At 71.9% G+C, this 20,981-nt stretch carries 20 protein-coding genes; 9 read left to right on the top strand and 11 right to left on the bottom strand.

What is annotated here, in order from left to right; all coding sequences use genetic code 11:
- The first annotated feature begins 61 nt into the window (after positions 1 to 61).
- Together ACVDFE_RS19700 and ACVDFE_RS19695 are read left to right on the top strand one after the other, a co-directional pair.
- On the top strand, positions 62 to 1,003 hold the full coding sequence (locus tag ACVDFE_RS19700; protein WP_458431348.1) for a GNAT family N-acetyltransferase: 942 nt from the start codon (positions 62 to 64) through the stop codon (positions 1,001 to 1,003).
- Positions 1,000 to 1,974 carry a hypothetical protein gene (locus tag ACVDFE_RS19695; RefSeq protein WP_458431347.1) on the top strand — a complete coding sequence of 325 codons (975 nt, stop codon included), beginning with the start codon at positions 1,000 to 1,002 and terminating at the stop codon, positions 1,972 to 1,974. The genes ACVDFE_RS19700 and ACVDFE_RS19695 overlap by 4 nt, the downstream gene beginning before the upstream one ends.
- Here the strand turns inward: ACVDFE_RS19695 and ACVDFE_RS19690 are convergent.
- The 3 genes from ACVDFE_RS19690 to ACVDFE_RS19680 all read right to left on the bottom strand — a co-directional run bounded on the left by ACVDFE_RS19690 (position 1,921) and on the right by ACVDFE_RS19680 (position 4,026).
- Positions 1,921 to 2,643, bottom strand: coding sequence for a nucleoside-diphosphate kinase (locus ACVDFE_RS19690; protein ID WP_360396393.1), 723 nt, complete (start codon positions 2,641 to 2,643; stop codon positions 1,921 to 1,923). The genes ACVDFE_RS19695 and ACVDFE_RS19690 overlap by 54 nt on opposite strands.
- A 145-nt stretch (positions 2,644 to 2,788) precedes the next feature.
- Positions 2,789 to 3,865: a nucleotidyltransferase family protein gene (locus ACVDFE_RS19685; RefSeq protein ID WP_360396391.1), complete on the bottom strand. Its 1,077-nt coding sequence runs from the start codon at positions 3,863 to 3,865 to the stop codon at positions 2,789 to 2,791.
- Between the two features lie 20 nt (positions 3,866 to 3,885).
- Positions 3,886 to 4,026 (bottom strand): hypothetical protein, encoded by a 141-nt coding sequence (locus tag ACVDFE_RS19680; RefSeq protein WP_154697563.1) that lies wholly within the window; start codon positions 4,024 to 4,026, stop codon positions 3,886 to 3,888.
- Positions 4,027 to 4,202: 176 nt separating this feature from the next.
- On the opposite strand from ACVDFE_RS19680, the gene ACVDFE_RS19675 reads away from it, so the two are divergent.
- Positions 4,203 to 5,396 (top strand): glycoside hydrolase family 88 protein, encoded by a 1,194-nt coding sequence (locus ACVDFE_RS19675; RefSeq protein ID WP_458431346.1) that lies wholly within the window; start codon positions 4,203 to 4,205, stop codon positions 5,394 to 5,396.
- 66 nt (positions 5,397 to 5,462) lie between these two features.
- Here ACVDFE_RS19675 and ACVDFE_RS19670 read toward each other — a convergent pair whose 3' ends face one another.
- Positions 5,463 to 6,017 (bottom strand): hypothetical protein, encoded by a 555-nt coding sequence (locus ACVDFE_RS19670; RefSeq protein WP_360396387.1) that lies wholly within the window; start codon positions 6,015 to 6,017, stop codon positions 5,463 to 5,465.
- A gap of 23 nt (positions 6,018 to 6,040) precedes the next feature.
- Here ACVDFE_RS19670 and ACVDFE_RS19665 point away from each other — a divergent pair, with 23 nt between their 5' ends.
- From ACVDFE_RS19665 to ACVDFE_RS19655, 3 genes are all read left to right on the top strand, one after another.
- The gene (locus tag ACVDFE_RS19665; RefSeq protein ID WP_360396385.1) at positions 6,041 to 6,706 is read left to right on the top strand and encodes a response regulator transcription factor; all 666 of its coding nucleotides are present in this window, start codon (positions 6,041 to 6,043) and stop codon (positions 6,704 to 6,706) included.
- 11 nt (positions 6,707 to 6,717) lie between these two features.
- A complete protein-coding gene (locus ACVDFE_RS19660; protein WP_458431345.1) occupies positions 6,718 to 7,986 on the top strand; it encodes an ATP-binding protein in 1,269 nt (422 codons plus the stop codon).
- Positions 7,987 to 8,607: 621 nt separating this feature from the next.
- Positions 8,608 to 9,117, top strand: a complete 510-nt coding sequence (locus ACVDFE_RS19655; protein ID WP_360396381.1) for an ATP-binding protein — start codon at positions 8,608 to 8,610, stop codon at positions 9,115 to 9,117.
- Between the two features lie 183 nt (positions 9,118 to 9,300).
- On the opposite strand, the gene ACVDFE_RS19650 is transcribed toward ACVDFE_RS19655, so the two are convergent.
- The 3 genes from ACVDFE_RS19650 to ACVDFE_RS19640 all read right to left on the bottom strand — a co-directional run bounded on the left by ACVDFE_RS19650 (position 9,301) and on the right by ACVDFE_RS19640 (position 12,505).
- The gene (locus tag ACVDFE_RS19650; RefSeq protein ID WP_458431344.1) at positions 9,301 to 10,128 is read right to left on the bottom strand and encodes an extensin family protein; all 828 of its coding nucleotides are present in this window, start codon (positions 10,126 to 10,128) and stop codon (positions 9,301 to 9,303) included.
- Positions 10,129 to 10,278: 150 nt separating this feature from the next.
- The gene (locus tag ACVDFE_RS19645) at positions 10,279 to 11,205 is read right to left on the bottom strand and encodes an SRPBCC family protein (RefSeq protein ID WP_458431343.1); all 927 of its coding nucleotides are present in this window, start codon (positions 11,203 to 11,205) and stop codon (positions 10,279 to 10,281) included.
- Between the two features lie 31 nt (positions 11,206 to 11,236).
- The gene (locus ACVDFE_RS19640) at positions 11,237 to 12,505 is read right to left on the bottom strand and encodes an NAD(P)/FAD-dependent oxidoreductase (RefSeq protein ID WP_458431342.1); all 1,269 of its coding nucleotides are present in this window, start codon (positions 12,503 to 12,505) and stop codon (positions 11,237 to 11,239) included.
- Between the two features lie 63 nt (positions 12,506 to 12,568).
- On the opposite strand from ACVDFE_RS19640, the gene ACVDFE_RS19635 reads away from it, so the two are divergent.
- Complete coding sequence (locus tag ACVDFE_RS19635; RefSeq protein WP_360396374.1) at positions 12,569 to 14,050, top strand: FAD-dependent oxidoreductase; 1,482 nt, start codon at positions 12,569 to 12,571, stop codon at positions 14,048 to 14,050.
- 65 nt (positions 14,051 to 14,115) lie between these two features.
- Here ACVDFE_RS19635 and paaZ read toward each other — a convergent pair whose 3' ends face one another.
- On the bottom strand, positions 14,116 to 16,137 hold the full coding sequence (gene paaZ, locus ACVDFE_RS19630) for a phenylacetic acid degradation bifunctional protein PaaZ (RefSeq protein ID WP_458431341.1): 2,022 nt from the start codon (positions 16,135 to 16,137) through the stop codon (positions 14,116 to 14,118).
- A gap of 250 nt (positions 16,138 to 16,387) precedes the next feature.
- Positions 16,388 to 17,293 (bottom strand): LysR family transcriptional regulator, encoded by a 906-nt coding sequence (locus ACVDFE_RS19625; protein ID WP_458431340.1) that lies wholly within the window; start codon positions 17,291 to 17,293, stop codon positions 16,388 to 16,390.
- A 71-nt stretch (positions 17,294 to 17,364) separates the two neighbouring features.
- Between ACVDFE_RS19625 and ACVDFE_RS19620 the strand changes: the two genes are divergently transcribed.
- The gene (locus ACVDFE_RS19620) at positions 17,365 to 18,033 is read left to right on the top strand and encodes a nitroreductase family protein (protein ID WP_458431339.1); all 669 of its coding nucleotides are present in this window, start codon (positions 17,365 to 17,367) and stop codon (positions 18,031 to 18,033) included.
- Positions 18,034 to 18,061: 28 nt separating this feature from the next.
- On the top strand, positions 18,062 to 18,922 hold the full coding sequence (locus tag ACVDFE_RS19615; RefSeq protein ID WP_458431338.1) for an AraC family transcriptional regulator: 861 nt from the start codon (positions 18,062 to 18,064) through the stop codon (positions 18,920 to 18,922).
- Here ACVDFE_RS19615 and ACVDFE_RS19610 read toward each other — a convergent pair.
- Positions 18,900 to 20,111 carry a hypothetical protein gene (locus ACVDFE_RS19610; protein ID WP_360396364.1) on the bottom strand — a complete coding sequence of 404 codons (1,212 nt, stop codon included), beginning with the start codon at positions 20,109 to 20,111 and terminating at the stop codon, positions 18,900 to 18,902. The genes ACVDFE_RS19615 and ACVDFE_RS19610 overlap by 23 nt on opposite strands.
- Complete coding sequence (locus ACVDFE_RS19605) at positions 20,087 to 20,908, bottom strand: SDR family NAD(P)-dependent oxidoreductase (RefSeq protein WP_458431337.1); 822 nt, start codon at positions 20,906 to 20,908, stop codon at positions 20,087 to 20,089. Before ACVDFE_RS19605 ends, ACVDFE_RS19610 begins: the two co-directional genes overlap by 25 nt.
- Between the last annotated feature and the right edge of the window lie 73 nt (positions 20,909 to 20,981).

Raw genomic sequence — 20,981 nt, 5'->3', positions numbered from 1 at the left:
GATGCGCGTCGAGTTTTCCCGCTCCATAAGGGAATTCGATGCTGCCGATTGGGATGCGGTGGTGCACGCGGCCGGAGCGCCGGTGTTCTACGAGCACGCGTACCTCGACGCCTACGAGCAGGCACCGCTGACGGCCATCGACGCCTTCGCCTACCTGGTGGTGCGGCGCGGCGAGCAGGCGGTCGCGGTGAACCCGATGTACCTCCAGACGGCGGCGGACCCGCTGGGCTGCCTGTACACCGCCTACCCGGAGGCCCGCGACCAGCCCGCGCTGCTCAGCCACACCTGGCACTGCTACGACGCGCACGTGCCGTCCACGATCGGCATCGACGTGGTGCCGACGGTCATCAACGCCATGCTGCGCACCGCGTCGCTGTTCCGCGCGCAGTGGTGCGGGTTCGTGAACGTGCGGCGCGGCAGCGAGTTCGGCCAGGAGCTGCGGGCGAACGGCCTGCCCGCGCGGCACCTGGTCGACCGGTGGGCGGCCGACCTGACCGGTGTCACCGACTACGAGCACTACCTGTCCCGGCTGGGTGAACGGGCGCGGGCGAACCTGCGGCGCAACGAGCGCAGGGCGCGCGAGGCCGGTGTCACGACGGAGGTGCTGCCGGTGGCGTCGGCGTCGCTCGACGAGATCACGCCGTTGTGCGGCCGGACAGCGGCCCGGTTCGAGAACGGCGGTTTCTACCCCGAGGGCACGTTCGCGAAGTTCGTGCTGGCGCTGGGCGAGCGCGCGCACGTGATCGAGGTGCGCCAGCGCGGCCGGCTCGTCGCGGCCGGTGTCTGCCTCACCGACGCGACGCGGTTCCACACCTGGACGTGCGGTGTCGACTACTCGGTGGACGGCAACCACAGCCCGTACGGGGTGCTGTTCGCCGAGTCGGTGCGGCTCGCGCTCGCCCTGGGCAAACCGGTGCTCGAAGGCGGGCGCAGCAACGCCGTCTTCAAGCAGCGGCACGGGTTGGGCCCGCGCCACCTCGACGGCGTGCTGCTGCGCGCATGAGCATCCTCACCACTCCCACGTGGATCGCCGTGATGGGCGGCCGGCTGCCCCCGCCGGTTCCGCTGCGCGCCGACGGGGTCGAGGCGCACGCGTTCGTCCAGCACGAGCCGCTGCCCACCGAGTTCTTCGACCTCGGGTACGCGCTGGCCGGACCGGCGCCCGCGCTGCCGATCACCCGCGAGCCCATCGACTCGCCGCCGTGGGTGCCGGTGCTGACCGTGATGGTGCCCGGTTACGAGTGCCTGCCCGTCGGTCCGCGCGCCACCGACCCGGAGGCGTTGCACGGCTTGGTCGACGCGGCGCTCGCGCACGACGTCCCGACGACGGCGTTCCTCTACACCCGGCCCGGTCCGCTGGAACCGGTGCTGCGCGAGCGCGGTTTCACGTGCGTGCCGCTGTCGATGACGTGGGACCTGCACCTGCCGGGCACGGGCGTCGCCGACTACCTCGCCGCGTTCCCCCGCAAGCGCCGCAAGGAGATCCGCCGCGAGATGCGGTCCGCCGCGGACGTCCGCCGCGAGGAGCCCGACCTCGACGAGCTCGCCGCGCTGAAGTGCCAGCTCGCGCGGAAGTACCGCGGCAGCGCGGACTTCGCCGCCGAACGCCGCAAGCTCGCCGACCTCGCGGCGATGGACGCGACCACGCTCGTGGCCCGGCCGGACAGCGGCAACGCCGTCGGCTACGCGATGTTCGCCCGCCACGAGGGCGACTGGACCTGCACCTCGGTCGGGTTCGACTACACCGACGACCGCTCGCGGCTGGCCTACTTCGGCACCGCTTTCTACGCGGCCGCGGAGCATGCGTACGCGGAGGGCGTGCGGACCATCGGCTACGGCCAGGGTGCGTGGGCGGCCAAGCGCGGCAGGGGGTGCACGGGAACGCCGCTCAACGGCTGGGTCCGCACCCGCGACCCGGAGCTAGCGCAGGTGCTCCGCCGCAGTGCCGCCACGACGCGGCGCGAAGTGCTGTGAGGTGGCGAGCACCAGCCGTTCCCACGGGTCGATCCGCACGCCGACGGTCGCCGCCAGCGCCGCGGCGTGCTCCACGTCGAGCTCCGGTGTCAGGAAGTCGTGCTCCAGCACCGCTTCCACCGGGTGGCCCGGCGGCTCGTGCCACAGCGCGGCCTCGATCCGCGAGTGCAGCCCGACGAGCACCTCGTCGAACCCGCGCGTCTCCGCGACCCCGCCGCGGGCCAGCGTCTTGAGCACCGGCCGCGGGTCGCCCGTGCCGGCGAAACCGCCGGGCAGGAACGCCGCGCTCTCGCGTGCGGAGTCCGCGGGCGTGTCCGAGCTGTGCATGAGCGCGAGCACCACGTTGATCGTCCCGAGGTCGCCGCGGATCGTGCCGGGGGCGGCCTGGGCGGGGTCGCTGGAGCCCTTGAGGGCCCGCAGCTCCTCGTGCGACCCGCTGACCTCCAGCGCCAGGAACGGGCCGTGGGCGAACAGCCGGTCGACGAGCCGGTAGAGGTAGCCCTTCCAGTGCTTGTCGATGTTCTCGGCGTGGAAGGCGTCCAAACCGGACGGTCGCCGGCCGATCAGGTGCCAGCGCAGCGGGGTGAAACCGGCCCCTTCGAGCCGGTCCAGGATCGGGACGCCGAGCTGCCGCGCCACCGCGTCGGGTCCCAGCAGCACGAACACCACAGCGTCCCGACCTCCTAGCGCCGCTTCTTGATCTTCGGCTTGACCGCCTGCTTGTGACCGTGCTTCTTCGCCATCTGGAGTCCTCCTACTTCTTCGTCGGGAGCTTGGGCTTGCGGGAGTTCACGGCCATGACCAACACACCTCCTCAGACGAACTCCTCGGCGGACGACGGCAGTTCGTCGCCGGGAGTCAGCAGGAACCGGGCAACCGGGGTGTCGACCCACGTCAGGTCCCCCCGCCCGCCGACGCGCACGCGGTCGGACCGCCCGTCCACCGGCAGCCCGAAGCACAGCAGCCCCGAGTCGAGCGCCCAGCGGGCACCGACCCGTTCGAACGCCCTGCGCCCGGCCGCGGGCAGCCCGCGGTCCACCATCCGGTGCTGCGCCCTGCGGGCCAGCCCGGCGGTGGACAGCACGCTGCGCACGGCCCGTCCCGCGCGACGCCGACGTGCTCTCACCACGGCGTCACGCGGGACTTGCGGCGACGGTCCCAGTTCTGCGCGCGCGAGCAGCGACGCCAGCTCCGCGTACTCGGGCCACAGGTCGAGCCGGTCCAGCATCCGCTCCACGTCACGGGGTTGCGCCGCCTCGACGAGCAACGCCCCGTCGAGGAGGTCGCGTGCCCGGAACGGCTGCTCGAACCGTTCGAACAGCAGCATCATCAGGTTCTTCACCGGCGCCAGGTCCGGTGTGAGCGTGAGCACCGGCGGCACCGCACCGAGGTCGCCGAGGCTCACGTAGCTCGTCAGCTCCACACCGTAGGGGAGCTGGTAGCGGTCGGGGTGCGGCATCCGGAAGCTCAGCAGCACCTGCAGTGAGTTGTCCACCCTCGTGAACGTGCCGGAGTCGAGCGTCCAGCCGCGTTCGACCAAAGCGGCTGCGACCTCCCACAGCAGTTCGGGTTTTCCAACGTGGTAATCGAGGTCGTTCATGTACCTGACCCAGCCGGCCGGGTAGAGCCGCCCGACCTCCAGGCCCTTGAGCGGAATGATCTCCGGGGAGTCCAGCGAGGCCGCCAGCACCCGGTAGAACGCGACCCGGTCGCGTTGCGCGGCCAGCTCGAAGGCCAGCCCGTCGTTCAGCTCACCCCACGCGGAGCACAGGGTGGCGAGGAACGACGGCTGCTTCTTGCGGGCGAGCCACACCGCCTCCGCCGGGTCGGCGGGTTCTTCGCCGCAGCACACCGCCAAGGCGCGGATCAGCGCATCAGCGTCGAGCTCCACGGCGAAGTCCCCTCAGCCGCTCAGTAGTTGGGCAGGCAGTCGGTGCAGGTGGTGCGGAACTTGGCCACCTGGACGGCCTGCCGGCGGGCGATCATCGCCTGCACCAGCGACGGCGTGAGCACGACCGGCGCGACCGGCTTGCGAACCCGTACCTGTGCCATCTCAAGACCTCCAACTCGATTCGACGCAATCGAGCGTAAGAATCAATTTTTCACACCGTCAATCCCAAGGTTTTCCGTACTGCCCATGCACAACCCGAATACCTCTTGCCGGACCTTGATCGTCTCTGGCAGGGTGGCGCCGGGCGCACGGAATCCGGAAGGGACTGGACGGTCTCGTGAACCTTTCTCGACGCACCCTCCTCGCGTCCGCCGCGACCACCCCGCTGGTCGCCTCCGCAGGCACCGGAACGGCCTCCGCCGACCCGGCCCGCCTGCGCGCGGCACTGGACTACGGCCTGGCGAAGCTCCGCGCGGTCGCACCGGGCACCACCTCGTTCCCGGAGATCACCCGCTTCGAGAAGTGGACCCACGTCGCCGACGGCGGCTGGGTCGGCGGCTTCTGGCCGGGCACCCTCTGGCTCGCGCACCTCGACTCCGGCGACCCGCTGTTCCGCACCCTTGCCGAGGCCGCGAACGACCGCCTGGCCCCGCGCCGCCTGGACCCCCGCGACCACGACCTGGGCTTCCTCTTCTCCCCCTCCTGGGTCACGGCGTACCGCCTGACGGGCAACCGGGTCTGGCGCGACGGCGCCGTCGACGCGGCGAACACCCTGACCCGGCGCTACAACGCCACCGGCCGGTTCATCCGCGCCTGGGGCCGCCTCGGCACCCCCGGCAACGCGGGCCGCGTCATCATCGACACGATGATGAACCTCGACCTCCTCGCGTTCGCCACCGAGCAGACCGGCGACCGCGGGTTCATCGACATCGCCACCGCCCACGCCCGCACCACCCAGACCCACTTCGTGCGCGCCGACGGCTCCACCCCGCACGTCTTCGACTTCGACCCGGACACCGGCGCACCCCTGGGCCCCGGCACCGTCCAGGGCTACAGCCCGGCCTCGTGCTGGTCGCGCGGCCAGTCCTGGGGCGTCTACGGCTTCACGACCATGTACCGCCGCACGGGCCTGCGCGAGTTCCGCGACACCGCCCGCAGGATGGCCGACTACGCCCTGTCCGTCCTCACCCCCGACAACGTCCCGGTGTGGGACTACCGCTCCCCCTTGGGCGCCAACGACGTCAAGGACTCCTCCGCGGGCGCGATCCTGGCCTGCGGCCTGCTGGACCTCGCGAAGGCCACCGGCCAGGACCGCTACCGCCGGCGCGCGCTGCTGATCCTCGACGGTCTCGTCCGCACCTGCCTGACGTCGCAGTCGAGCCGGGCGGAGGCGGTCCTGGCGCGCGGCACCCGCAACCGGCCCGCGGAGGACGGCGTCGAGGTCTCGCTGCCGTACGGCGACTACTACCTGTTCGAGGCGATCCTGCGGGTGCTCCGGCCGGCGCAGATCGCGAAGGCCATCGGCCTGTAGCCCGTGGCCCCGTTGCGGAGCCGCCACTCGGGCGGTTCCGCGGCGGGGCAACGTCCGCGCCGCCGTCTACCTCTCGACCACCCGCGCGGTCGGCCCACCCTCCCAAGTGGCCTCCAACCGCGACAACCTCCCCGCCGGGTCCTGGAAGTTCACCACCAACGGCCCACCGGGCTGCTCCACGCCCACCGCCCACCCCTCCGCGGGCGTGGCCGACAGCGCCTGCACCCCGGACGCCCGGAACCGCACCACGACGTCCCCGCCGCGCAGGTGGAACGCGTGCACGTACGACCCGTCCGCCTGCCATTCGCCGGCCGGGAGTTGAGCCGCCGACGCCCGCCCATCCGTAGTACTCGTCGGAACAGCTGACACCGGAGCGGACGAGCGCAGGGGAGGCCTGGTGGTCGTGGTGGCAACAGCGGCGGGAGCGGTAGTGGTGGTGGTCGGCACGGCCACGCTCATCGACTCGAAGGTCGGCATCGGCAGAATCCCGGGCCCACCGGTGGCATCGGCGACGGCAACGGGGGCGGGTTCCATGGCCGACCGGATTCCGAGCCAGGACAGCCCGACGGCCGCCGCGGTCACGACCGCCCACGCGGTCAGGTACCCGATCGACCGTCTCACCGCGACGTCCCTCCGTTAGCGACATGGCATCGGTACTCCTGGTGGAGGACGACTCCGCCGTGCGCGCCGCCATCACGCGCGCGCTCACCGACCAGGGCCACGTCGTGCACGGTGTGGCGCTCGCGATCGAGGCGTTGCGCGAAGTCTCCGCGCACGCCTACGACGTCGTGGTCCTCGACCTCGGCCTGCCCGACCTCGACGGCGGTGACGCGCTGCGGATGATCCGGGGCGTCACCGACACGCCCGTCGTCATCGCCACGGCGCGCGACGACGAGCAGGAGATCGTCCGGCTGCTCAACGCCGGTGCCGACGACTACCTGGTCAAACCGTTCTCCAGCGAGCACCTCGGCGCGCGGGTGCAGGCGGTGCTGCGGCGGGCCAAGGACCACCGGCAGCTCAGGGTCGGCGGGCTGGAGGTCGACGTGGACCGCCGCAGGGCAGCTGTGGACGGTCAGGAGCTGTCGCTGACGCACAAGGAGTTCGAGCTGCTCGCGTTCCTCGCGAGCAGGCAGGGCGAGGTCGTGCCGCGTGCGGAGATCCTGCGGCACCTGTGGCCCTCGCACCGCGACGACCAGACGCTCGACGTGCACCTGAGCTGGTTGCGGCGCAAGCTCGGCGAACGGGCCGCCCGGCCGCGGTACCTGCACACGGTGCGCGGTGTCGGCGTGCGCCTGGTCGCACCGAGGTGAGGCGGTCACTGGTGCTCGTCGCTCTCGCGGCGACGAGCATGGTGGCGCTGGCGTTCCTCATCCCGCTCGCGATCGTCGTCAAGGGCGCCGCCCACGACCGCGCGCTCAGCGAGGCGCAGAAGCAGGCCGGTGCCCTCACGCCCGCACTGGTGATCTCGCGTACTCCGCAGGACGTGCGGCAGGCCATCGCGAGCACCCGCTACGGCGGGCAGCAGCGGCTCGCCGTGCACTTCAGCGGACCGGTCACGGTCGGCACCTCGCACATCACCGCGAAGGACCTCGCCGACGCGGTGAGGCAGGCGAGGGCCGGCGTCGCCGAACGCCCGGACGGCGTCGCCTACCTGCAGCCGATCGCCCTGGGCGGCAACGAGATCGCGATCGTCGAGGCGTTCGTGCCCGCGGAGCAGCTCACGCACGGCGTCATGGGCACCTGGCTCGCGCTGGCCGGTGTGGCGGTCGGCCTGGTGGCCGGGTCGGTGCTCGTCGCCGACCGGCTGGGCGCGCGGGCGGTGAAGGCCACGAGGGCGCTCGCGGACGGCGCGCGGCGCATGGGGCACGGCGACCTGTCGGCCCGCGTCCCGGTGCAGGGCCCGCCCGAGCTCAAGGAGGTCGGGCGGGCGTTCAACGCGATGGCCGAACGCGTCCGGCACCTGCTCGCCGCCGAACGCGAGGTGGTCGCCGACCTCTCCCACCGCCTCAGAACACCCCTCACGGCCCTGCTGCTGGACGCGGACACCCTCGGACAGGGGATGGGGGCGGACCGCATCCGCGCGGCCGTGAAGGGGCTTGAGAGAGAGGTCGACGAGATCATCAAGGCGGCCCGGTCGGGTCTCCAGCCGGAGAGCACGGCCGTGGACGCCTCGGGCGTGGTGCGCGACCGGCTGGTGTTCTGGTCCGCGCTCGCCGACGACCAGGACCGGCCGTGGACGGTCAGGGGCGCCGACCGCCCGGCGCTGGTGCCGCTGGCCCGCACCGACCTCACCGCGGCGCTGGACGCGGTGCTGGGCAACGTCTTCCGCCACACGCGGGAGGGCACGCGGTTCGGTGTCGCGCTGGTGCACCAGGCCGACCTGGTGGCGCTGGTGGTCGAGGACGCGGGCCCCGGCATCCGGGACACCGGGCACGCGGTGCTGCGCGGCACCAGCGGTGGCGGGTCCACCGGGCTGGGGCTCGACATCGCCCGCAGGGTCGCGGAGAGCACGGGTGGTTCCCTCCACGTCGACCGCGGGCCTCTGGGTGGTGCACGCGTCCAACTGAGGCTCCGGAGGGTCGTGTCGTGAACACCGCCGGCGGGCACCGGCCGGCCGCGCTGCACCGCTGCCGCACCACCGGGTTCCGAGCAGGAGGGAGGAACCGGTGAGCAGTGCGCACGTGCCCTTCCACACCGGTGTGGTGAGGTGGATCTGCCGGGGCTCTCGGCGCCAGGTGTGGGGACCGGCGTGTTCAGGTGGTCGAGGTGACCGCTGTGGCGATCACGACCGAAGTTAGCCGACGGCCCGGTACCGCTGATCCACCGTTCAGACGATTAATCCGTTTTAAATATTTTTAAGTGCCGTGATGTCGCCACCACCCCGAAATGGAAATGCGCCCCACGACCAGCGCGACGGCCTGGCACCGTCCCCCTCGTCGCCCCGCCGCAGCAGGCGCCCCTCCCGGCACCCGGTACCGGTTCGCCCGGAAGCGATGCCGACTCCCGTTATCACGGAAAGTGATCATGGGGCCCCGCCATTCCCACACTGAGTGAACAACAGGCCCTCTGGTCGTGACTTGAGCGTGACTTTTGACGGACGGGTCAACCGGGCCGTTGCTTCCTCCGTATACCCATGTAGATTCCGGCACACCGCGACGGCCATGTGGGTGTCTGTCGTGGCCTCGCGCGCCGCACGCGAAACGGAGGCAGCATGCAGGCGAACGCCCCGACCGCCCAGGTCGACGACCTGACACTCATCGCGCTGCCCACCGCGGTGAACTGCGCGGACCTGTTCGTCCGGTTCACACTGGGCGAGTGGCGGCTGCGCAACATGGTCGGCGAGTGCTCCGCCGTCGCATGCGCCCTGGTGGAGGCGGCGATCGAGGCCGCGGACCCGAAGACCTCACGGCTGATCACGCTGCGGCTGCGGCTGACCGGCGACTACCTGGTGGTGGAGCTGGAGGCGGCCCGGTTCGTCATGCCGCCCACCTCCCCCGACCTGCGCACCGGTGAGCTGCAGCTCAGCGGTGGCGTGAAGCTGATCTGGTGCGAGATCCCGCTCCCGACCGGCGTGAACGCGACCGCGGTCCCGCTCCCCCGCCGCGAACGCCGCCGCTCGCCGGCCGCGGAGGCGCTGGGCGACGAGCCGGAGGTCGATCCCGAACTCATCCAGCGGATCCTGTTCGGCCTCGGCGGCCCGGGCGGCAGCGCGCCCAGGTAGGCACTTCCCCACCTCACGGCGAGGGGCGCATCCACGGTGCTGGATGCGCCCCTCGCCGTTTTCAGCGCGGCAATTCCCCAAGCTTCCTCGCGCATTCACGAGGTGCGGTGAACGCACCGCTCGTGAATCGAGACCGGCCGACCGCGGAATGTCACGGCAAAGCCGGTCGATGCGGAGCGCGGGTCAGATGTTCTGGTTCGCGAAGCCCTTGGTCGCGATCTTCGACAGCATCGACTGCCACACCGACGAGCTGGTGTGCGGGTCGCCGGTGATGGCGAGCGCCGACTTGAGGCCGGTGAACGCGCTCGTGGTGGCCGGGCCCCAGATGCCGTCGATGGCGAGGCCGGCGCCGCGGAAGTTGTTGCACACGGCCTGGACGAACTTGGTGTCGGACTCGGAGTCCTTGACCGCGCGGACCGGCATGCCGCCGAAGTCGGCGTGGATGTGGTCGGCGTGGTCGGCGTTGTACCAGCCGTCGAGCACGTAGCGGAACCGGCGGCGGCACACGGCCTCGGTGGCCAGGTAGCGCTTGCGGACCGACGCGGTGCCCGACGCGTGGGCCTGGTCGAGCGGGGAGGTGGTGTTGCCGCCGGACCAGCGGACGTGGTCGAGGTCCATGGCGGTGCCGGCGCCGTGCTGGCCCGCCTTGTCGACGTAGAAGCCGGCCGAGACGATGTAGCTGATCGAGCCGTAGCTCGACGACAGGGAGCGCAGGTCGCGGATCCACGCGACGAGCGCGGTGTAGAACGCGTCGGTGCACTGCCAGTTGCGCGCGGTGGTGTTGCCGCGGTTGGAGCGCCAGTAGTAGACGGGCGTGCCGTCGATCTTCTGGAACGTCATCAGCGCGGCGGCGCTGACGTCGGAGGCGGTGAACTCCTCCTCGCGGTGCTGGTCGCCGATCTTCGGGTCGGCGGCCGCGAGGCCCGGTGCGACGGTGGACAGGCCGGCGAGACCGGCGACCGCTGCCGCGCCCGTGACGAAACCGCGCCTGGTGACGTTGTTCTCGAACACCCCAGTTCTCCCTCTGTGCTCAGGCCGGTGCCGCCAGGAGGAAGAGCCTGTCCGTGCAACCGGCCTGAGGGAGTCTAGGGATCGCCCCCGAGCCGGGGAACGCGTCCTGACCTGCGGTTTTCCTTTGCCTTTACCGCTGTGCGCGACGGCTCAGCCGACGTCGCCGAGCACCCGGATCAGCGACCGCTCGGTGTCGCTGCCGAGCTTCTCCAGTGCGAGCTTCGCCACCGGCGCGCCGAGCTTCGCGAGGCCGGTGAGCTCCACGTGCACGTGGTAGCCGACCTTCGTCGTGCCCGGTGTGCCGCCCGCGGTGACCGAGATGTCGTCGACGGTGGTGGCGGTGCCGTTGCGGCCCTCGAACCGCAGCCGGTCCGGGTCGTCCCTGGTCAGCTCGTACACCAGCTCGGTGCGGCGGCCGAGGAACGTGGAGACGTTGCGCCAGCGCGAGCCGACCGCGACGGGGCCGTCGTCCAGCCGCGCGCACGTGACGGTGCCGGGGTCCCACTGCTCGGTGCGGGCGAAGTCGCGCAGGTAGCCGACGACGTTCTCCGGGGAGGCGGCGACGGTGAACGTGCGCTCGACGTCCACTCCCCCGAGGCCGCCGGCGTCGGCGCCGGCGGGCTGCTCCGCGGTGAACACCTTCGGGGCGATCCGGATCCGCTCCCGCTCGACCACGCCCGCCTGGCCCTCCACCCGGCTCAGCAGCCGGTCGAACCGGTCGGTGTCGGCCCCGGGCAACGCGCGCAGCGTCCGCCACAGCGCCGCCTTGCCCTCGACGGCCAGCCGCAGGCCCTCCAGCTCCAGCACGTCGCTCAGCGGTGAGCGGCTCAGCAGCCGGCCGTTGAGCTTGAGCCGCCCCGCCTTCTCCGCCAGCCGGCCGATCGCGGCCCTGGCCGCGCGGGGTTCCACGCCGTAGCCGCGCATCACGTCGAGCAGCTCCTCGCGGTCGGACTCGACGTCGTCGGCGAGCGCCCGCAGCTCGGGCCGGGTGCGGCTGATCCGGCGGGCCAGCTCGGTGCTCGCCGCCTCGGCCGTCAGGTGGTCGTTGAGGTAGAGGCCCAGCAGCTCGGTGTTCACGCCAGGGCGGGTACCCGCACCCGCGCCGGCGCTAACTGCCGGTGGACCCGTCCCGCGCCTGCACCGGTTGCAGGATGATCGACTGGGTCCGCCGGCCGGTCACGATGTTCCAGCCCCAGTTCGCGAGCACGGCGATCCGGTTGCGGAAGCCGACGAGGAACGCGATGTGCACCACCGCCCACGCCACCTTGCCGATGACGCCCTTGAGCCGCAGCTTCTTGATGTCCGCGACGGCGTCGGCGGGCGAGATCGTGGCCATGGTGCCGAGGTCGAGGTACTTGAACGGCCGGTGGGTGCGCCCCGTGAGCCGGGCCTTGATCACGCGGGCGACGTGGTGGCCCTCCTGGATCGCGGGCTCGGCGATGCCCGGCAGGTCGTTCAGGTTCGCCATGTCGCCGATCGCGAAGATCTCCGGCGTCACCGAGCAGTCGGCGGGGTCCACCTTGATCCGGCCCTTGCGGTCGAGCTCGGCACCGGTGGCCTCGGCGATCTTGCGCGACAGCGGCGAGGCCTGCACGCCCGCGGCCCAGATGATCGTGCGCGCCTCGACCCGGTCACCGTCCTTCGTGGTCAGGCCGCGGTCGTCGATCGACTCGACCATGGCACCGGTCATGACCGTGACGCCGAGCTGTTCGAGCTTGGCCCGCGCGTGCTTGCGCAGCGGGTCGGAGAACGGCGGCAGCACGTGCGGCACGGCATCGAGGAGCGTGATGCTCAGGTCGCGCGGGTCGATCTCGCGGAACTGGCCCTTCAGGGCGCGGCGGGCGAGGTCGGCGAGCTGGCCCGCCAGCTCCACGCCGGTCGGGCCGGCGCCGATGACGGCGAACGACAACCACTCCTTCGGGTCACCGGTGACGGCGTGCTCGAACGACCGCAGCAGCCGTGAGCGGAGGTCGACGGCCTGCTCCAGGGTCTTCATCGGCGGCGCGTGCTCGGCCCACTGGTCGTTGCCGAAGTAGCTGTCGCGGGCACCGGCGGCCACGACCAGCGTGTCGTACGGGACCCGGTGGGCGGTGCCGTCCGCGAGGTCGACGTCGACCAGCCGCTGCTGCGTGTCGAACCCGGTCACCTCGCCCAGCAGCACGTGCGCGTTGCGTTGTTTGCGCAGGATGGCGCGGAACGCGGGCGCGATGTCCCCTGCCGGCAGCAACGCCGTCGCGACCTGGTAGAGCAGCGGCTGGAACAGGTGGTGGTTGGTGCGGTCGATCAGCGTGACCTCGACGTCGGCGTCCTTGAGCCCGCGCACGACGTTCAGGCCGCCGAACCCTCCGCCGACGACGACTACCCGGTGCTTACCCATGCACCCCGCATACCCCGCCACGGCCGCAGGCATGCAGAGACCACTCGCGGGTACCCGGCCGCCATGACCACCACCGGCGACCAGTCGCTCTGGCTCTCCGCACTGCCCGCCCGACCCCGTCCGCAGCTCACCGGCACCCACTCGTTCGACGTCGCGGTCGTCGGCGCCGGCATCACCGGTCTGACCACCGCGTTGCTGCTCAAACGCCGCGGCCTGCGGGTCGTGGTGCTGGAGGCCGACCGCGTGGCGTCCGGCGCGTCGGGCAACAACACCGCCAAGGTGACCGCGCTGCAGTCCACTGTGTACTCGACCCTCGTGCGCACGCACGACGTCGCGACCGCCGCCGACTACGCCGCCGCGTCACTGGCGGCCGTGGGCCAGGTCGCCGACCTCGTGCAGCGCGAGGAGATCGCCTGCGACCTGCGGCGCGGTTCCGCCGCCACCTACGCCTACGCCGAGGACGAGGTGGCGACCGTCGAGGCCGAGTTCCGCCACGCGCGGCAGGCCGGGCTGCCGGTCCGCCTCGACGCGGACCTCGACCTGCCGTTCGAGGTGCACGCCGCGGTGCGGCTGGACGACCAGCTGACCCTGCACCCGGTGAAGTACCTGCACGGCCTGGCCGCCGCGGTCGACGGTGACGGCAGCAAGGTATACGAGCACAGCCGCGTCCTCGACGTGACCGGGCAGAAGCTGTCCACCAAGGACGGTGAGGTGCGCTTCAACCGGCTCGTGCTCGCGACGCACTACCCGCTGCTCGACCGCGGCCTGTTCTTCGCCCGGCTGAAGACGCCGCGCTCCTACGCCATCGCCGCCCGGCTGGACGGTCCGCCGCCCAGTGCGCTCGCCATCAGCGCCGGCAGCCCGTCGTGGTCGATCAGCGCGTACGGCGACCAGCTGATCGTGTGCGGGCAGGGTCACGAGACCGGCAAGCCGGTGCAGGAGCCGTACCGGCGGCTGGAGGAGTTCGCCCGGCGGCACTGGCCGGTCACCGAGGTGACCCACCGCTGGTCGGCCCAGGACCCCACGGCCTACGACAGCCTGCCGATGATCGGCAGCTACACGCCCGGCGCGGACACCATCTTCACCGCCACCGGGTACATGAAGTGGGGCCTGACCTCCGGCACGTTCGCCGCCACCGTGCTCGCGGACCTCGTGACCGGCAAGCCGAACGACCTCGCCGAGCGGTTCAGCCCGCACCGGCTGTCGCTGAAGTCGTTGCCGGCGCTCGTGAAGAAGAACGCCGAGGTGGCCGTGGAGATGGTCGGCGACCGGGTGCTGCCGGCCGACGCCACGAACAGCGACGCGCTGCCGCCCGACCACGCGCACGTCATCCGCGACGGCCTCGGCAAGACCGGTGTCTACCGCGACCCGGAGGGGCAGTTGCACGCCGTGTCCATGCGCTGCACGCACCTCGGGTGCCTGGTGCGGTTCAACTCGGCCGAACGCAGCTGGGACTGCCCGTGCCACGGCTCGCGGTTCGACGTGGACGGCAACGTGCTGGAGGGACCGGCCACGCGGCCGCTGCCCCGGCGCGACCCGAAGTAACCCGGCTCCTCCTGAACACAGCGGGCCGGCGGCGCAGGTCGCCGCCGGCCCGCTGTGCTGTGCGGTCAGCTCTTCGCGACCAGCGTCAGCACGTCGTAGCGCGCCACCGACTCGCCCTTCTGGTTCGCCACGTCGGCGTCCCAGCGCACCTCGCCGTAGTCCTGGTCCTCGCGCGGCGTGATCTGCTTGACCGTGAGCGTCACCGTCAGCTCGTCGCCGGGGAACGTCGGCGTGACGAACCGCAGGTTCTCCAGGCCGTAGTTCGCGAGCACCGGCCCCGGTTCCGGCGAGACGAACAGGCCCGCCGCGAACGACACCACCAGGTAGCCGTGCGCGACCCGCCCGCCGAAGAACGGGTTGGCCGCGGCGGCCTCCTCGTCCATGTGCGCGTAGAACGTGTCCCCGGTGAACTCGGCGAAGTGCTCGATGTCGGCCAGCGTCACCGTGCGCGGGCCGGCCACCACGGTGTCACCGAGCCGCAGCTCGGCGAGCGTCTTGCGGAACGGGTGCACCTCGGCCTCGGTGCGCGGCGCCCCGGCGACCCACCGGTTCGTCACGGCGGCCAGGGCCTTGGGCGAGCCCTGCACGGCGGTGCGCTGCATGTGGTGCAGCACGCCGCGCATGCCGCCCATCTCCTCGCCACCGCCGGCGCGGCCCGGTCCGCCGTGCACCAGCATCGGCAGCGGCGACCCGTGCCCGGTCGACTCCCCCGCGTCGTCGCGGTCGAGGACCAGCAGCCGCCCGTGCCACGGCGCCACGCCGACGACGACGTCGCGCACGAAGCCGGTGTCCGCCGAGACAATCGACCCGACCAGCGAGCCGGAGCCCCTGGCGGCCAGCGTCACCGCGTCGTCCACCGAGTCGTACGGCATCAGCGTGGACACCGGCCCGAACGCCTCGACCTCGTGCGGCTGCACGGCGTCCGCCGGCGCGCGCAGCAACATCGGCGACATGAACGCACCGCGCTCGGCGTCGGCGTCCACGAGGGACAGCGCGCCGTCGCCGTAGACCACGGAAGCGTTCTCCCGCAGCGCCTTCAGCGACCGCAGCACCTCCTCGCGCTGCTCCAGACCGGCGAGCGCCCCCATCTTCACCGACCTGTCGGCCGGGTTGCCGATCACCACCTCGGCGAGCTTCGCGGCCGTCGCCTCGCCCACCGCGTCGATGAGCGACGACGGCACCAGCGCACGGCGGATCGCTGTGCACTTCTGACCGGCCTTGGTCGTCATCTCGGCGACGAGCTGGCCGACGAACAGGTCGAACTCCGGCGTGCCCGGCACGGCGTCCGGCCCGAGGATCGAGCAGTTGAGCGAGTCCGCCTCGGCGTTGAACCGCACCGACGACCGGATCACGGCCTGGTGCGTGCGCAGGTGCTGGGCGGTCGACGCGGAGCCGGTGAACCCGACCAGGTCCTGCTCGGTCAGGTGGTCGAGCAGGTCGCCGGCCGACCCGCAGACGAGCTGCAGCGACCCCTCCGGCAGCAGACCGGAGGCGAGCATCAGCTCGACCAGCTTCTCGGTCACGTACGCGGTCTGCGAGGCGGGCTTGATCAGCGACGGCACCCCGGCGATGAACGCGGGCGCGAACTTCTCGAGCGGCCCCCACATCGGGAAGTTGTAGGCGTTGATCTGCACCGCGACACCGCGCAGGGGCGTGCAGATGTGCTGGCCGACGAACGTGCCGCCGCGGCCCAGCGGCTCGACCGGCCCGTCGACGTAGACCTTGTCGTTGGGCAGCTCGCGCTTGGCCTTGGAGGCGTAGCCGAGCAGCACGCCGAAGCCGCCGTCGACGTCGATCCACGAGTCGGACCTCGTGGCACCGCTGCGCGCGGACAACGCGTACAGCTCGGCTTTGTGCTCCTTGAGGTACAGGCCGAGGGCCTTCAGCAGCTGCGCGCGCTGGTGGAAGGTGAGCTCGCGCAACGCCGGCCCGCCCACGCGGCGCCCGTGGTCGAGCGCGGCACCCATGTCGATGCCCGCGGACGAGATCCGGGCGATCTCCTCACCCGTGACGGCGTCGTGCAACGGCGCGCCCTCGGCGTCCGGCGTGTGCCACTTCCCCGACACGTAACTGCGCAGCAAGCTCATCGAGCCAACCCTTCTCCGCGAGGGGTGGTGGATCCTCACCACCCGTCCCACGGCAACGTATCAGCGACCACCCCGCCCCTCCCTGACCCACGCATCTGCAAGTACCACCAACCCAACATCAACAGGCACTTTTCCACTACCAACAGCACCCCCGGCCGCCCTGCGCACGCAAGTCTGCTTCGGCAGGTGACGAACATGTTGGTGGTGGTCAGCGGAGGTTTGATCATGTGTTGGTGGTACTTGCAGTTGCTCACGGGCGGAAGAGGACCGCGCAGTGGTCCGCGAACGCCTGCGCGCGCCGGGTCAGCGGACCGCCCTGCGCCCAGCCCAGCACCACCGGCGTGGTGGGCACGGCGTCGCGCAACGGCAGGCTCACCACCTCCAGCCCCTCGTAGGACTGCGACACCGCCGGCTGCTGCACGGTCATCGAGTAGCCGAGGCCGCGCGCCACCAGGGACCGGGCCAGCTCGAAGCTGCGGGCCCGGTGCGCCACCACCATGTCGAGCCCCGCCGCCGCGAACACCGAGCGGAAGTAGTGTTCACTCGGCGGGACGTCCAGCAGCACGAACGGGTCACCCGCCAGGTCACGCAGGCGCACCGCGCGTCGCCGGCGCAGCCGATGTCCCTGCGGCAGCAGCACCTTCGGCTCCTGGTCGTACAGCCTGCGGAACGCGAGACCCGGCTGCAGGTCCTGGTCGTAGAGGAACGCGATCTCGCAGCGGCCGGTGAGCAGGTGCTCGCCGATCTCCGGCAGGCTCCCCTCGACGAACCGCACCGACACCCCGGGGTTGGCCTGCTCGAACGTGGCCATCGCCGCCGGCAGGTGGAACGGCGCGATCGGCGCGTAGCAGCCGACCACGAGCGTCCCGCCGACCGTCCGGCTCAGCCCGCGGGCCTGCGCGCCGAGGTCGCCCAGTGCGCCGACCACCCTGCGGGCGTCGGCGAGCACCCGCTGGCCGGCGGCGGTCAGTGCCGCTCCCCTGCGCGGTGACCGGACGACCAGCTGCAGGTCCAGCACGCGTTCGAGCTCGGTGAGCGCCAGCGAGACCGCGCCCTGCGAGACGTGGCACCGGGCCGCTGCGCCGGTCAGCGACCCGGTCTCGGCGACGGCGACCAGGTACTCCAGCTGCCGCAGCGTCACGTTCGGCAGATTCATGAGCTGAACTTACAACTGGCCTGAGAAACTTGAGCTGGTCTTCGGCTGCGCGGATCGGCATCGTCCAGGGCGTGACCCGAGAGCACCGCCACCCGTTCCTGCCGTACACGCCACCGCGCCTGCCGATCGCGGAGGGCCTCGACCGCGGCCGGGAGTTCCACCGGCTGCTCGACCGGCGCCGTTCGGTGCGCTGGTTCTCGCCGGACCCCGTTCCCGCCGAGGCGATCGAGGTGGCGGTGCGGGCCGCGAACACCGCCCCGAGCGGCGCGCACCAGCAGCCGTGGCGGTTCGTCGCGACGGCCGACGCGGAGGTGAAGCGCCGGGTGCGGGAGGCCGCCGAACGGGAGGAGCGCCACTTCTACCGCGAGCGCGGCGTCCCCGAGTGGCACGCGGCGCTGGCGCGGCTGGAGACCGACGAGCACAAGGAGTTCCTGGAGGTCGCGCCCTGGCTCGTGGTGGTGTTCGCGCAGAAGCAGCAGAACGGCCGGAAGACCTACTACACCAACGAAAGCGTCGGCATCGCGTGCGGGTTCTTCATCGCCGCGCTGCACTCGATGGGCCTGGCGACGCTGACGCACACGCCCAACCCCATGACGTTCCTGACCGACCTGCTGGGCCGCGAGTCCGAACGGCCCTACATCCTGTTCCCGGTCGGGTACCCCGCCGACGACTGCGAGGTGCCGGACCTGCACCGCAAACCGCTGTCGGAGGCGCTGACGTTCGTGGACGGGCTTGCCTGATCCTCCGGCGGCGAGGACCATCACCGCGGTGGACGAGCTGCGTGACCTGATCCTCCGGCACGCCCGGCCGGACCTGAGCACACCGGTGGAGGACGTGCTCATGGCCAAGGTCGTCCGCAGCCACGAGGGCCCGTCGACGACCGGCACGATCCTCGCGTTCGTGGCGCAGGGCCGCAAACGCATCGCGCTCGGCGACCGGGTCCACGACTACCGGGCGGGCCAGTACCTCGTCGCCTCGGTCGACCTGCCGATCACCGGTGACTGGGTCGGCGCGAGCCCGGCGCACCCCGCGCTCGGCCTCGGCATCGTCCTGCGGCCGGAGGCGGTGGCCGAGCTGCTGCTGCGCCACGACCTGCCGCGGACCACCGGCACCCCGCAGGGCCTGGCCGTCAGCGACGCCACCCCCGAGCTGCTCGACGCCGTCACCCGGCTGGCCCGGCTCGTCGCGCGGCCGCGGGACGCGCGGGTGCTCGCCCCGCTGGTCAAGCAGGAGATCCTCTGGCGGGTGGTGAACAGCGACCAGGGCGCCGCCGTGCGGCAGCTGGGCAGCGGCGACTCCAGCCTCGCGCACATCTCCAGGGCGGTGAGCTGGATCCGCGCGCACTACGCGGAGTCGTTCAAGGTCGAGGACGTCGCACGGGTCGCGGGCATGAGCGAGTCGGCGTTCTACCGCAACTTCCAGGCCGTCACCGCGCTGAGCCCGATCCAGTTCCAGAAGCAGATCCGCCTGCAGGAGGCCAGGGTGCTGCTCGCCACCGGCACGGACGTCACGCGGGCCGGCCACCGGGTGGGCTACGACAGCCCGTCGCAGTTCAGCCGCGAGTACCGGCGCCGGTTCGGCGTGCCGCCCAGCCGCGACACCGCGCTCAGCCCCGAACCTGCTTTCTGAGGTCCAGGTACACCGCGCGCACCGCCAGCGTGCGCTCGACCCGTTCCACGACCGAGGCGAAGAACTGCCGCCGGTGCTCGTTGTCGCTCATCGACGTCACCGACAGGTACATGCTGCCGAACGCCGCGAACAGCGTGGCGTTGCGCAGCATCGCCGACGGCAGGCCCAGGACCGGGGACATGACCGGCGGCGACCCGATCCACTGCTCGGCCACCGCCGGCGTGACCACGATCAGCCCGAGCAGCACGAAGAACGCGAACAGCGCCAGCCCGATCACCGCGGCCTGCACGAGCTGCCTGGTGGCGAGCATGACGAGCAGGTTGCGCAGCTGCCTGCCGGTGAGCCGCTTGGGCTGCAACGGTTCCGCGACCTCGACACCGGCCAGCGGGGTGCCCTCGCACGCCCGCGCCAGCACCTCGGGGCGCAGGTCCTGCTCCACCCGCCCGATCTCCTCGCGCAGCCGGGCCGCCGCGGCGAGCACGGTGATGGCCGCGAACAGCAGCACGACGAGGCTCACCCGCTGCCACGACAGCTGGTTCATCGCCTGCCACAGCTCACCGGTGAAGAACAGGAACAGCGTCACGAACAGCATCGGCGGCAACGCGCGGCCGAGCAGGTGGACGCTGTTGCGCAGGTCGTGCAGGACGTGCCGGACCGCCGCCCGCACCAGCCCGGCCACGCCGTAGGTCGTGAACACCATCGCCGCGACGAACGCCACCCCGAAGAAGACGACGAACCCGACGAGCCCGAACAGCTCCTCGCCCGGCGCGGTGATCGTGTCGTCGATCACCAGCTGCAGCAGCGGAACCGCGACCGGCATCGCCGCGTACGCCCCGAGCAGCAGGAAGGTCGTGCGCCGCGAGAACGTCGGCAGCCGCCGCACGAACACCGAGATCACCGCCCAGGCGCCCACCGTCACCGCGACGACGACGCCGAGCAGCACCCACCGGCCCGGTCCGGCCGCCCGCAGCGGCACCAGCCACGCGAGGCTGCCGGCCGCGATGAACGCGAGCACCGGCAGCATCCGCGGCAGCACGTGCGTGAGGAAGGCGTAGCCCTCGATCATGGTCGGCGCGCCCTGCCGGACGAACCACTGCTCGGTCCGCCGGACCGCGGTCGAGGAACGCATGCGCGAGATCTTCCCCCAGTCCTCCGGCGGCAGCGTCACCGCCGCCGGTCGAACAACCACGCCATCGCGCTGAAGTAGTGCGTGGGCGCGATGCGGGCCAGCGCGTCGAACACGTGCGCGTCCGGTCCGACGAGGATGCGCGCCTTGCCCTTCTCCACCCCGCGGTGGATGACCTCGGCTGCGCGGTCGGGCGTGGTGAGCGCGATGGCGTCGAAGTCGGCCGCGATCTGCTCCAGGTCCCGGCCGCGGTCCTCGGGGTCGCGGCGGATGCGGCCGTTGCGGATGATGTTGGTCTTGATCCCGCCGGGGTGCACGGTCACCGCGCTGACGCCGGTGCCGCGCAGCTCCTGCCGCAGCGAGTCGGTGAAGCCGCGCACCGCGAACTTCGCCGCGCAGTAGGCGCTGTTGTTCGGCATGCCCACCAGCCCGTAGACGCTGGAGGTGTTCACGACGACGCCGTAGTTCTGCTCCACCAGCATCGGCAGGAACGCCCGCGTGCCGTTCACGACACCCCAGTAGTCGATGTCGAAGAGCCAGGTGTCGTCCTCGGGCACGGCGTTCAGCACGCTCGTCGCCGTCGCCACGCCCGCGTTGTTGAACACGGCGGCCAGCGGCAGGTCGAGCCACTCCCGCGTCTCCCGGGCGAAGCGCCGGAAGTCCTCCGCGTCGCGCACGTCGAGCACCCGGCTCAGCACCGGCCCGGACAGCGTGGCCGCCGTCTTCGCGAGCTCCTCCTCGTTCACGTCGGCGATGACCACCGGGGAGCCGTGCCGGGACAGCCGCTGCGCGAGGCTGCGGCCGATGCCGGAGGCGGCACCGGTGATCACAGCGGGCCGACCGGCGATCTTGCGCACCATGGGTGTGCTCCTGTCGTCGTGGGCGAGGTCGTCCACGCTCCCAGTGATCGCCGGTCGGCACCAGGTCGAGCGA

It is taken from the genome of Lentzea chajnantorensis, assembly GCF_054300775.1.
The sequence above is the reverse complement of the archived record's forward strand: the minus strand, read 5'-3'. Positions and strand labels throughout refer to the sequence as shown.

What these genes read in the sequence shown, in the direction of transcription:
- ACVDFE_RS19695 (WP_458431347.1), top strand. Translation starts at nt 1,000, where the DNA reads ATGAGCATCCTCACCACTCCCACGTGGATCGCCGTGATGGGCGGCCGG.
- ACVDFE_RS19680 (WP_154697563.1), bottom strand. Translation starts at nt 4,026, where the DNA reads ATGGCACAGGTACGGGTTCGCAAGCCGGTCGCGCCGGTCGTGCTCACG.
- ACVDFE_RS19665 (WP_360396385.1), top strand. Translation starts at nt 6,041, where the DNA reads ATGGCATCGGTACTCCTGGTGGAGGACGACTCCGCCGTGCGCGCCGCC.
- ACVDFE_RS19655 (WP_360396381.1), top strand. Translation starts at nt 8,608, where the DNA reads ATGCAGGCGAACGCCCCGACCGCCCAGGTCGACGACCTGACACTCATC.
- ACVDFE_RS19640 (WP_458431342.1), bottom strand. Translation starts at nt 12,505, where the DNA reads ATGGGTAAGCACCGGGTAGTCGTCGTCGGCGGAGGGTTCGGCGGCCTG.
- ACVDFE_RS19635 (WP_360396374.1), top strand. Translation starts at nt 12,569, where the DNA reads ATGACCACCACCGGCGACCAGTCGCTCTGGCTCTCCGCACTGCCCGCC.
- paaZ (WP_458431341.1), bottom strand. Translation starts at nt 16,137, where the DNA reads ATGAGCTTGCTGCGCAGTTACGTGTCGGGGAAGTGGCACACGCCGGAC.
- ACVDFE_RS19625 (WP_458431340.1), bottom strand. Translation starts at nt 17,293, where the DNA reads ATGAATCTGCCGAACGTGACGCTGCGGCAGCTGGAGTACCTGGTCGCC.
- ACVDFE_RS19605 (WP_458431337.1), bottom strand. Translation starts at nt 20,908, where the DNA reads ATGGTGCGCAAGATCGCCGGTCGGCCCGCTGTGATCACCGGTGCCGCC.